At 61.8% G+C, this 12,429-nt stretch carries 8 protein-coding genes; 5 read left to right on the top strand and 3 right to left on the bottom strand.

Features of this window, described 5'->3' with window-relative positions:
* Positions 1-227, bottom strand: a 227-nt coding sequence (locus JQ591_RS35560; RefSeq protein ID WP_249138005.1) for a hypothetical protein, incomplete at its 3' end; no start/stop codon positions are given.
* Between the two features lie 321 nt (positions 228-548).
* Here JQ591_RS35560 and JQ591_RS35155 point away from each other — a divergent pair.
* Positions 549-1,868, top strand: coding sequence for a hypothetical protein (locus tag JQ591_RS35155; RefSeq protein WP_349630429.1), 1,320 nt, complete (start codon positions 549-551; stop codon positions 1,866-1,868).
* Between the two features lie 191 nt (positions 1,869-2,059).
* Here the strand turns inward: JQ591_RS35155 and JQ591_RS35150 are convergent, their stop codons facing one another.
* On the bottom strand, positions 2,060-2,386 hold the full coding sequence (locus JQ591_RS35150; protein WP_211400534.1) for a hypothetical protein: 327 nt from the start codon (positions 2,384-2,386) through the stop codon (positions 2,060-2,062).
* 680 nt (positions 2,387-3,066) lie between these two features.
* Between JQ591_RS35150 and JQ591_RS35145 the strand changes: the two genes are divergently transcribed.
* From JQ591_RS35145 to JQ591_RS35130, 4 genes are all read left to right on the top strand, one after another.
* Entirely contained in the window at positions 3,067-4,743 is a 1,677-nt protein-coding gene (locus tag JQ591_RS35145) for a TolC family outer membrane protein (protein ID WP_249138004.1), read from the top strand.
* A 226-nt stretch (positions 4,744-4,969) separates the two neighbouring features.
* A complete protein-coding gene (locus tag JQ591_RS35140; RefSeq protein ID WP_211400535.1) occupies positions 4,970-7,195 on the top strand; it encodes a type I secretion system permease/ATPase in 2,226 nt (741 codons plus the stop codon).
* Positions 7,185-8,435, top strand: a complete 1,251-nt coding sequence (locus JQ591_RS35135; protein WP_211400533.1) for an HlyD family type I secretion periplasmic adaptor subunit — start codon at positions 7,185-7,187, stop codon at positions 8,433-8,435. Before JQ591_RS35140 ends, JQ591_RS35135 begins: the two co-directional genes overlap by 11 nt.
* Before the next feature lie 216 nt (positions 8,436-8,651).
* Positions 8,652-9,692, top strand: a complete 1,041-nt coding sequence (locus tag JQ591_RS35130; protein WP_211400532.1) for a transglutaminase-like cysteine peptidase — start codon at positions 8,652-8,654, stop codon at positions 9,690-9,692.
* Positions 9,693-9,753: 61 nt separating this feature from the next.
* Here JQ591_RS35130 and JQ591_RS35125 read toward each other — a convergent pair.
* Positions 9,754-12,429, bottom strand: a 2,676-nt coding sequence (locus JQ591_RS35125; protein WP_211400531.1) for a beta strand repeat-containing protein, incomplete at its 5' end; no start/stop codon positions are given.

Raw genomic sequence — 12,429 nt, 5'->3', positions numbered from 1 at the left:
AGCGACAGCAGATATTCGGCGAGATAGGCGCCGTCCTGTCCCGTAATGCCGGTGATGAGAGCGATCCGCTCAGCCATATCCGCACCTGCTCCCAACAGTGCCCCGAGGGGGCGCCGGCGTCCGTTCCGGCCGCCGCCCTTCTCTGCCATATCGACTGCCGGGGTCAACCCAATATGGCGATCCATCGTCCGGAGACGGTCGGCCGAACCGAGGCCCTTGCGGTCCAAGGCAAGCTCGACGGAGGATTTTGTGCATAAGTCGCGGCCTTCCGGCCCGAAAGCCTCGCAGGCGAAGCGCATTGCTCGTACTATTTTAGGTAGATTTCGATTTTAGCTTTGCAGGCCTGTTGCGGGCCTTATGTCATTTTGTGGGAGGGATACTTGTTCAATTTCGCGCAAGCTATCGTCGTGCACATCGGAAGCCGATGCTGTGCTTCCACTCGGACGATTGGGATCCTCGCAATCCTGCTCGCAGCGTCCTTACCCGCTGCCCCTTGCCTTGCCCAACAGCCAGCCGAACCCGCCGCCCCGGCGGCCGAGGCGAAGGGCGTGCAGCCTCCTGCCAAGGAAGCCGGCAAGGAAGCCGGCAAGGAAGCTGGCGCGAAAAAGGCCCGCGTGAAGGACGCGACGGCGGCGCGGACGGACGTCCCCGACTGCGCCGGCGGAGAATTTTTCCAACAGCTCGCCAATACGGCAAACAGCGCGGCGATCATCTACAACAGCAATCTCGTGCCCGCCGGCAGCAACGTTGAATTCGGGCTTGCAAGCTCTCTCGATCCCGAGGCGCACTATTTTGCGGTCTTCCTGGCGGACAAGGAGGTCCCGCGGGACGAGGTCAGGCACGGCGCCCGCGCTCGAAAAGCGGGCGAGACCGACGACTTCGTCGTGAAGCGTCTGCTGAAGACCGGCGACACGATCGTTTCGATCGACGTTCCCAACGATGTCGCGGGATGGTGGACCCGGCGGAATCTCTACATCTACCAGTGCGACAGCACGCGAAGGCCGCGCAATGTGTCCTACCTGCCGGTCTATCTCAGCCCTTACTCTGCAAGCATCTGGCTGGCGCTCGCGATCGTTGTCGCGGCCTATTTTCTCTCGGCAAAAGCCTTTGCTCGCTTGAACGGGTCGTCGTTGAAAGACGCTAAAGGATGGAATCCGATCCGGATTACGGCCAGCTCCGATAATCGCGGGAGCCTCTCGGCCTTCCAGGTGTTCTTCTTCACGATCCTGGTTTTCGCGATGCTCGCCTACGTCCTGCTTCGCACGGGCGTGCTGTCCGACCTTTCAACCACGATCCTGCAATTGCTCGGCATCGCGGGCATCGGGGCGGCGGCGGCGAAGGGAGCAGACTCGTCAAAGACGGCGCTCGACCCCGCAAATCAGGCCTGGCTCATGAACAAGGGCTGGTTCGACAAGGACACGACCCGCGCCACAGCCGATCCGAGCTTCTACGACCTGATCTCGAGCGACGGCGGTTTTGACGTCTACCGCTTCCAGAGCCTGATATTCACGGGTGCGGTAGGGCTCGCACTTTTCGTCGGCGGCGTGTTTCAACTTGCGTCCTTCACGGTGCCGCAGAACATCCTCGGTATCCTGGGCCTCAGCCAGGTGGTGTATATCGCAGGCAAGCTCGTGACCTCGAACAACGCAACGCAATTGAACGCGGTCGTCACCGATCTCCGCAATGCCGAAACCGCTTATCGCGAGGCCGCCCACGCCACCGCCGATACCCAAGAGGCAAAAGACAAGGTGGCCCGTGCGAAGGCAGCCTTCCTCGACAAGGCAGGCGGAGCGGCCAAGCTTTTCACCGACGTCACCGGCCGCCCCGTCGACGACGCCAAGCTCCAGCCGACCTTGGGACTGACCTGACCCGGTAAAGGCATCCTCGACAAATATCTCGAACCTTGCATCCATGCAGCGGCCTCCAATCTGAAGGAGCACAGCGCCGCAGCTAAGATTCGCGGAAGCAACGATGATCCAGCCGTACCGGCCGAGTACAAGAAGCAGCTTAAGCGCGAAGCGAGAAGCGCTCCGGTTCGAAATGGCGACCGCACTCTAATTTAGCGAGAGGGAGGATCCGCTGAATCTCCGTCCCCCTCGTCTCGGCGGCCCTTTCTGATGAATGCCGCGATGGCATCGTAAGCTTGCAGCAACGGTGGGCTCAAAGAAAAGAAGGAGCCGAGCGCGATTGCAATGATCGCATGCCGAAGCGAAAAACCCTCATCCGCTTCCACCAGTTGGCTGTTTGGATTGATCAATGCTGGTGATACGTCGCTCTGTCCACTCTCACCATTCGACCTCCGCGGCTTTCGCGGCGGGATCATGATCACGACGAAGAGAACATTTATCAGCAGCCAAATGCCGAGAATGATGAACAGGGTGCGCATCGGAAATCCGAAAAATATAATTTGAAAAATCAGTCACGTCGCTTCTACACATGCTCGTTCACGCTTCCGTCACAATCATCCAGGTGCTCTGCCGTAGCAAGCAGAAAGCGCATTCCCTCTCTTCGTGAGAGCAACCTTAACCACCAACGAGCGCTCGGCGGGCATAGCGCTGTTTCAACCGAACGGCTGATCATCAAGCGATCGCACCAGATTACGGATTAATGCGCTGCCTCGGCTACACTTACATGCGCAGAAGCTGGCCCGTGCGTCGGCTGAGAATTGGTCTTGCGCCGGGGCAGCGGGCTGACGCGGAACGGCTGGTTGGCTCGACGCTCGGCCTCTGTTCGCTAACGAAGAATCGTCGGTCGGCGGGACGGCACTTCGTGCAACTTGGCGCGTCGACAACTGTCCCGACGACGTGAAACGGCACGGGAGGCGCTTGACTCTCCGTCGCCTCCATTCGCGACCGAAGGGCAAAAGGGCGCCGCTTCGTCCTGTCTCGTATTGCAGGTACTATTACACCTGAAATCCCGCTTTCGAACGTGGCAGAAAAGCGACAACCCGGCACATTTGCACATTTTTCCCGCATTTTGCCTAGCCTGTGGGTTCAGTCCTTGCGAAGCTCCGGGGAATTTCATGGGGGGCCCCCGACCGAATTTCGGGAGCGGGCGGAGGTCAAATTGTTCAGGCACACAATTTTCGTTTTTACTGCATTGGCTCTGGCTCCTTGCGGCAGCGCATTGGCCGAGCAGTTCTCAATCAATGACGCATTGAAGCAGGCGGTGCGCACCAATCCTGGAGTCGGCGAGTCGTCCGCTAACCGCCGCGCCACCGAGAGCGAGCTTCGACAGACGCAGAGCACATTGCTTCCGCAGGTGCGCGTAGAAGCGCGCTGGGGTCCCGAAAAATTCGACCAGAGCGCTGCCGTGACAACCGGCACCGCCCTGCCCGTCCCGATCGCCGGAAACGGCTCGTGGCGAAACGGATCGCAGGAATCCGTCGTCGTCCGACAGATCCTGTTCGACGGCTTCGCCTCGATCCACGACATCTGGCGACAGACGGCACGCGTTAACGCTGCGGCTTTCCGTGTTCGCGAGCGTACCGAGTTGATCGCTCTGGACGCAGCAGAAGCCTATGTCGACGTCGTGCGCTATCTGCGACTGGTCGCACTCAGCGAGCAGAACGTCGCCAACCACGAGAAGATATTCGCCAACGTCAACACGCGCTTTTCCGGCGGTCGCGCCGGCGAAGGTGATCTCGAACAGGCCCGCGAACGGGTTGAAAATGCGCGCGCCGCGCTCTCCGAATTCCGCCGGAGCCTGGAAGAGTCCCGCGCCAGGTACCGCAAGGTTGTCGGAATCGAACCCATCAATCTTCGTTTCCCGGGACCGCTCGGCGGCTTGCCGAGAACCCGCGATGAGGCTCTTGCGACTACGGTCCGATTCAACCCCACCATTCAGGCCGCGCAGGCCGACGCCGATGCGGCAAAGCATGCGTTTCGCGTGACTGACGGCGCATTTGTTCCAAATCTCTCGCTCGAAGGGCGGGCAACGCACAGCGACAATTCGTACCCCTATCTTGGCGTGACGCACGACGACTACAGCGGCAAGGTCGTCATGTCCTGGGATGTCTTCCGCGGCGGTCAGGACGTCTGGCGACGATCGGAGATGTCCGAACGCTACGTCGAAAGCACTGCGCGACATGCCCGCCTTCAGCGCGATGCTCTCGAATCCATCGACAAGGCCTGGGCGGCGCGGACGGAAACCGTGACACGGATCGCCGCGCTGACGCGGCAGCTCGAGGCTGATCGCAAGACGATTGCGGCATTCCAAAAGGAATATGAGCTTGGCCAGCGTTCGCTGATCGACCTTCTGAACGCACAGAACCAGTATTTCAACGCGTTGGTTTCGTTGACTTCGGCTCGTGGCGTCGTGGTGTTCGCCGACTACCAGCTTTTGGCGGCCATGGGCACGTTGCTCGAATATTTGAAAGCTCCGCCGCCTGTTGATGCAGCACCGATGGATCTTGGGATCTTTGGAACTCCCGACTACAAGGTGCCGACGCTGCGCGTGAAGCTGCCCCAGACCGGCTCAGAGCCGCTGAACGTCCCCGTGCCTGCACCGGAACGGGTTACCGCCCGCCTGGGCTACGCCAGCGAAGCTCCCGAACCTGATGCGTTCAAGGACAGATGGCCGTCGCGATCCAATCTGGCGAGCCTGGTGGGAGCGTCCGAATGGATCACGCAGCAGCGAAGCACCAACGATCCGGTCATACTGCAAACCTCTCCCGCCACCGCATACGCGGCCGATAGAAAGCCGCATTGGCTGGCGACGGCATTCGAGCCGGTTCAAAGATAGTCCCAACTCCACCGGTGCAGTCGGTCCGTGATCAGCGAAAGGCGATTCGAGGATTAACCTTTAGTCGTGCTTTTGCCGATTAACCAAATGATTCAGTGCGCTTTCCGCTAAGCTGGAATGACGGTTCGCTTTTCGCTCCGCGTTATTTCATTTTGGACATTCGCATTTGTTGTTTCGAGCATCCGAGTCGACGCACACGCATGGCCACTCCGTTGCAGAGCGAGCCATTGCGTCTGAACCGAAGCAAGCGACGGGTCGCCTCGAAAGCGACGACCCACTTGCATCATCGCTCATCTACCTGGCGTCGTACCACGGCCGTGCCGTCAGCCGCGACGCCCTCCTTGGCGGCCTGCCGATCCTGGATGGCCGGTTGTCGGTTCCGCTCTATGACCGCGCAGCGCAGCGAGCGGGCCTCCAGACCGAAGCCGTCAAACGCGACATTGCCGACATTCCCGCGCTGGTGCTGCCCGCCGTCCTCATCATGAAGAATGGGACGACATTGATCCTCCTGGACTTCGACAAATCCGGAAGCAATGTCAAAGTCCTCGATCCGTCCCTGACGAACAATATCCCTCAACTTCACGCGATCCAGACCATCTCGGCCGGCTACACCGGATACGCATTCTTCGTCAGGGCTACGGTCGAAAGCAACGCACGCGCCGTCGCTGCCGGCGATCTGCCGCGAAGCCATTGGTTCTGGTCGGTGGTCAAGGTAAATTGGCGCAGCTACGGTCACATCGCGCTTGCAGCCTTTCTGATCAATATGCTGGCGCTGGCGACGCCCCTTTTCACCATGAGCGTCTATGACCGCGTCGTTCCCAATGGCGCGCTTCCTTCGCTGATTGCCCTGTCGATCGGAATGGGACTGGCGATTGCGTTCGACTTCATCTTCCGAACCGTTCGCAGCCGCATGATCGATGTCACCGGCAAGACGATCGACGTAATCCTCGCTGCCAACATTTTCGAGCATGTGATGGGCGTGAAGATGGCGCAGCGCCCCCCTTCGGTGGGCATCCTCGCCAATCAGTTGCGCGACTTCGATTCAGTTCGCGAGTTCTTCACGTCCGGCAGCGTCGTATCCGCGACGGATCTGCTGTTTGCAATGCTGTTTGTCGGGATCCTCTTCGTCATCGCAGGACCGCTGGCCTGGATACCTCTGGTGATGTTGCCGGTCATGCTCCTGATCGGCCTGGCACTGCAGCGCCCGCTGAACCGGGCCATGAAACGCCAGCAGGCCGAAGCTGCGGCACGTCATGGCGTGCTGGTCGAATCCCTGTCCGGCCTCGAGACGATACGCGCGACCGGCGCCGAATCCCGCATGCAAACGGCTTGGGAGCGATCCGTCGCAGCAACGGCGCGCTCGGGCGAAGACGTCCATTTCTGGGCCTCGCTCGCGCTTACGAGCGCTAATACGGCCCAGCAGCTCACCAGCCTCGCCCTGATCGTCGTCGGCGTATTCCTCATCCTCGACGGAAAGCTCACGGTTGGAGCGCTGGTGGCGGCAAACATGCTGGCGGGTCGCGTCCTGGCTCCGATCGCCGGGATCGCGTCGGTGATCACGCGCGGAACGCAAACGCTGAGTTCGCTAAAGGCCATCGATCGCATCATGTCGCTGGAGCGCGAGAGATCCCCTGCGCGTGCCTATGTCTCTCGGCAAATCCGTGAAGGCGCGATCGCTTTCGAAGGCGTCAGCTTCACCTACCCCAACGCGCCCGGCAAGGCCCTCGACAAGATATCCTTCAAGATCGAAGGCGGCGAGAAGGTCGGCATCATCGGACGCATTGGCTCCGGCAAGACGACCGTGGGGCGGCTTCTGCTCGGCTTCTATGAGGCGCAGGAGGGCCGCATCCTCGTCGATGGCGTCGATTCGCGGCAATACGATCCATCCGACCTGCGGTCGGGGGTTGGCTTTGCGATGCAGGACACCGAGCTGTTCTTCGGAAAGCTGCGCGACAACATCGCGCTGGGCAAGCCCGAGGCAACCGACGAGGAAGTCCTGGCCGCGGCACGGCTGGCGGGCGTCGAAACGTTCGTCGCGGGCCATCCCATGGGCTACGACATGCCTATTGCCGAAGGTGGCCGGAGCCTCTCAGGCGGCCAAAAGCAGGCAATCGGCCTTGCGCGCGTGCTCATCAGGAAGCCGCGAATATTGTTTCTCGACGAACCAACCGCCCACTTCGACATTCGCAGCGAAGCCGAATTTCTCGATCGCCTGAGGACGCTGCGCGAAGAGCAGATTACGATCCTGATCTCGACGCATCGCCTTTCACTGCTGAACATGGTCGACCGCCTCCTGCTGTTCGATAACGGCCGACTGGTCGCCGACGGCCCTCGCGACAAGGTTCTCGCGCTCCTGCAGGGCAAGCCGGCGCCATCGACGTCGAGCCAGAACCAGATGCCGGCGGCTGCCGAGCAACCCGTCTCACCCATGGCCAGAACCAATGTCGTCTGATTTCGCATTCGCCAACGATGTTCGGGCCGCCGCCGCGCTTCGCGCGCCGCGGACCTCCCGCATGCTGCTCGTAGCATCCCTTGGCATGCTCGCCGCGTTCCTGACCTGGGCTCATTTCGCCGTGCTGGACGAGGTCAAGCGAGGCAATGGCCGCGTTGTGCCCGCACGCCAGATGCAGGTGGTACAGTCGCTCGAAGGCGGGATCGTCGGCGATATCCTCATTCAGGAGGGAGCGATCGTCCAGCAGGGCCAATCCCTGATGCGCATCGACGACACGAAATTCGCCTCCGAATTCGGCGAGATCAGGGAACGGCGGGCAGCGATGGCAGCCCGTGTCACCAGGCTTGAGGCCGAAGCCAGAGGAAAGGGCGAGCTGATTTTTCCCGATCAGCTTGACCAGGTGGTGCCGTCGGCCGTGGCCACGGAAAGCAGCGTGTTCAAGATGCGTGCGCAGAAGCTGGCGCAGGATGTCGACGTTCTGAACCAGCAGGTCACCCGGCTTGGGGGGACACTCAAGCTGCTGGATCGGGAGCTGTCGTTGACCCGCAAGCTGTACGATCAAAAGGTGGTGCCGGAAATCGAGATGTTGCGGCTCGACCGCCAGGCGACCGAGATGAGAGGACAACTCGCGGAGGCCCAATCCAAGATCGCAAGCACGGTCTCCTCCTTCCGCTCCCAGGCGGACGAAGATCTTGCGAAGTCCAAGGGCGATCTGGCCGTGCTCGATGAAAACATCAAATCGGCGCAGGACCGGGTCCGGCGAACCGACCTCAAGGCACCCGTGCACGGGATCGTCAACAAGTTGAACGTGACCACCGTGGGGGCCGTCGTGCAGCCCGGGGCCAACGTGATGGACATCGTCCCCCTCGACGACACGCTGCTGGTCGAAGGCCGCATCAAGCCTCAGGACATCGCCTTCATTCGGCCCGGCCAGGACGCCGTGGTGAAGATCTCGGCCTATGATTCGTCCGTCTATGGCTCGCTGAAGGGCAAGGTCGAGCGTATCAGCGCCGATACGATCGTCGACGACAAGGCCGAAAAGACGCCGGAACGCCAGGAGAGCTTCTACCGCGTCATGGTGCGGACAGAGAAAAACCACCTGGGCACGGAGCAGAAGCCACTCCCGATCATTCCCGGCATGGTCGCGACGGTCGAGGTGCTGACCGGCGAGAAGTCGGTTCTCGATTATCTGGTGAGGCCGGCCCGCACACTGCGCGACGAAGCCCTGCGCGAGCGTTGAGCCCTCGGCAAGGTTAACGGAGCGCAAAGGTCGCGGCGACAATTTGCCGATCCCTCGAAGCGCCGGATTGACCGCCTTTGCGACAAGGCTCCCGCCCTCCCCCCGCTTTAACCTCGTCTAAGCGTCGCAGACCTCAGTCTCGATCCGACAACAGGATCGGGGCGTGGATCGACGCGATAGACGTTGACGACGCTCCCGGCGCAGGGGACGTCGTCTATGACACTGCATTGGGAATTGCAGCGGAAACGCCTGTGCGCGCTTGGCGTGGGGCTGGTTACATTGATCGTTGCCGGCGTGACGTCGCCTGCCCGGGCCGATGAGGGCTTGACTCAGAACGGCTTGGCTCAGGACGGGTTGGCACAAGACGCCCAGGATACTCTCGCACCCGGTATTGACGCGGCAGCGCGTGCGCCCGCGACGTTCTTCCGCATCAACGACGTGCTGGCGAAGCTCGATGCCATGCGCGGCCGTGGGCCGAATGCAGTCCGTCTCGCGGCGCTGACGCCTTCCAACATCGCGACCGACGCGGCCCCTGAGCCCAGGCCCATGCCGGCGAAAGGCGACGAGCCGTTTGGCCTCTTCACCTTCCGCGCGCCCGAAGGCCTGTTGTGGCAGAAATGGCGGGGCCTCGAGACCAAGCTGAACCGGGACGCAGAGACACTGAAACGGTGCCAGACCGACGCCGGCGATTGCCCCTCAAACGCCGCCCAGTTCCTGCGCTTGATCGGCGCCGTCAAATCGAAATCGGGGCGCGCCAGGCTCGATGAGGCCAATCGCGCGGTCAACATGGTCGTCCGCTACGTGAGCGACTACGCGCAGCACGGCGAAGCCGATCGCTGGAGCTCGCCGCTGGAGACCTTCGCGACGGCAAAGGGTGATTGCGAAGACTATGCGATCGCGAAATACGTCGCACTGCGCGAAGCCGGATTTCCGCGCGAAGATCTGCGGCTCGTGCTGGTTCGCGACCGCGCCGTGCGGCAGGACCACGCCGTGCTCGCCGCGCGCCTCGACGGACAGTGGCTCGTGCTGGACAACCGCCGCTCCGAGCTGATCGAGGATTCAGGGGCGACGAACCTGGCCCCGCTGTTCGCCATCGACCACGCCGGCGTCTACCTGTTCGCCGCGCCCTACGCTCAGCGCCAGTTCGCCGCCCCCGCAGAGGCTGCGCCGGCAGCCAGCAATGAAGGGGCTGAATGGGGCGACACGGACATCGCCGCGGGCGGATCCTGGCCGGGCGCGCTCCCGCTGCTGATGTGAGACAAATGAAAAACGGCTCTTATCGAGCCGCTTTCCGGTGCCGTCAGCCTCTATCTGAAGGCTATGCCTGCGCGGCGTGATTCACCTGCAGGTCGTTGTCGATGAACAGGCTTGCCGTCGCCGTCGCCACGGTCGAGCCTGTCGGAATCCACTGATGGAAGGCCTGCCCGCCAGTGGAGGTGAACGTGTTGGCCGACTCCGTCCACCCCCCGGCTCCCGTCGCAAGCTGCACATCGTCGCCGGCAGAACCGACAATGAAGAGCGAATGAGCCGTCGTCGAAGTGCTGTTGGTCGCCTCAGTGATGGCGGTGACCTTGGCGACCGATAGTCCGTTGAGCTCGGTTCCGTACAGCGAACTTGCGAGCGGATCGTCGGTGATCAGGATCGATTCCAGATTGGTCAGGCTCGCAGCCGAGAGATCGATTCCATAGAGATGGACACCTCCCACCGTGTGAGCATTGCCAGATGACAGCCCGTTGGCCGACGCACCGCTGATCTCCAGCGACGAGTTATAGATCGCTCCGTCATCGATGCGCAGAATGTCGAAGCCGCTACCGCCATTGATCGTGGTCAACGGGTGGTACACTAGAATGTCGTTGCCGGCCCCGCCGCTCTCCGTATTGCCCGACCCTGCGGCATTCAACAGGTCCGGATCATTGCTGCCCGATGCGGTCGAGTTGTTACCGTCCACATACGTCATGTTGTAGGTATTGATGTTGGCTGACGCGTCCGAGATGTTGGCGTTGTTGCCGTGATCATCGTGCGAGTCCTGTCCGATAACGCCGGCCCCATTATTCGTCGTCATGACCGCGGCAAAGCCGGCGGCGACGTTGTTGCCGATACCAAGCTGAATGTTGCCATTCGCTTCGTGCATATTCGTGCCATTCAGCGTGAAGTTGGTCACGATGATCTTCGAGGTATCGAACGGAGCATCGAGCGAGACCAGGAAGTGGTCCGCTCCCGAGATGTTGAAGCCGGCGTCCGAGGTGACGTTACCCTGCTGGCCCTGTGCGTTGGTGATCACCAGTTGTGAAAAGGCATCGAGCGGGTGCTCCTGGTCGACGAACGTCAGGATCATGTCCTGGGCGGTCTGGTTCGAGTTGGTGACGATTGTCCCGGACAGCAGCCGGGCGGCCGGGATACCGGTCGTGTCGGTGAAGATCGCCACGTTGTCTGTGGTGAGATCGGCGTTGCTCGCCCCGACCCCACCGCCATGCAGCGTGGTCTCGGTAGCAGTCGCCGTGGCCGTGAAGTTGAGCGTGGTTGGCAGCGTCCCCGTTGCCGGCGCCGTCACCGCAAAGCTCAGATCGATCGTGGCGGTCTGGTTTGCGTTCGGATTGAGACCTGTATCCTGGGGGACGATGATGTGGATGTCACCCGGCGCCGAAGTGTAGGTATAGCTGAACGTGGTTGCGACGCCGTTGTAGGTGCCAGCGATCGTGCCGCTTGCCGAGAGGCCTGCCGTGAACCCGCTCTGGAGATGGATATCCAGCGTGTGGCTCTCCGATCCGTCGTGAACGTCGCCGAACGTCGCCTTGACCTGCAGCGCTCCGGTTTCGCCGTTGCTGAAGGCCGTATTCGCATCGGACGAGTCGGACACGAAGATCATGTGCGTCTGGCCAGCGACAACTGTCGGCATGTCCGCGACGGCGTCGACGTAGATGATACCGGCCGTCCCCGCGCTGGTGACGGTGATCGCCCCCTGCACCGCAGTGGCCGTCATCGTGATATTCGCGTCCACATCGGTGTTCAACGGCGGCGTCATCGCCACCGAGACCGTCTCGGCTGTGCCGGCCGCAGCGCCGCTGACGTCCAAGGTCAGCACGCCGGTACCGACGTTGAAGGTCGCGGTCACGGTGGCGCCGTTGACCGCAGCCGTGGCTGTATCGACGCTCCAGCCCGTGAGGCCTGAAACGACGATCTGGGTGATGTGCGAGCCCGCGCTGACGGGCGTAGCCGTGAACTGGAACACCTCCTGGGTGTCTTCCGGCAGGGCGACATTGCTGCCGACGGCAATGGTTGGCGCGTACACGACCGGCACCGAGGTCGCCCCGACCTTCAGCAATTGCTCGTATTCGCTGCCGCCACTGAAGATTCCAGTGATGGAATCCGTAATCGACGCTTGATTGGTAATTTGCGGGTCAGTGTAATTCGCGGTCGCGGAACCGCTCGTCTGCCCCGCGAAGATTGTGACGTGCTCGCCGTTGGCCAAAGTCAACACCAAATCGGTCTTTGGCGTGAATGGCGTCAGTCCGCTCGTCAGCGTCACCGTATAGGTGATCGAGCCACCGGTCTCGGAAATGCCGGTGCTCGACGTCGTCAAGGTGGCTGTAACGGGATCGAGCGTGTCGTTGACGTGCGCCGTTGCCGCCGCCGTTCCGACCACCAGATTCTCGAAGTTGCCCCCGGTCGCATTGGTGATGGTCGCCGTCAGCTGGCTGGCGTCGAGATAGACGTCCTCGCCATTGCCGGACGCGATCGTCAGCGTGCCCGTGGTGTTGCCGTCGGTGATCGTGATCACGCCCTGGTCGGTCGTGATCGTCGTCGTGCCGTGCGAGGTGTTGGTGAGCGTCGCCGTGAACACGTAGTTCGCGATCCCGCCCTCCAGTACCGTCGAGGCACTCAGGTTCACCGTGGTCGGATCGAGCGTGTCGTTGACGTGCGCCGTTGCCGCCGCCGTTCCGACCACCAGGTTCTCGAAATTGCCCCCGGTCGCATTGGTGATGGTCGCCGTCAG

This window comes from Bradyrhizobium canariense (assembly GCF_018130465.1).
Lineage (GTDB): Bacteria > Pseudomonadota > Alphaproteobacteria > Rhizobiales > Xanthobacteraceae > Bradyrhizobium > Bradyrhizobium canariense_C.
The sequence above is the reverse complement of the archived record's forward strand: the minus strand, read 5'-3'. Positions and strand labels throughout refer to the sequence as shown.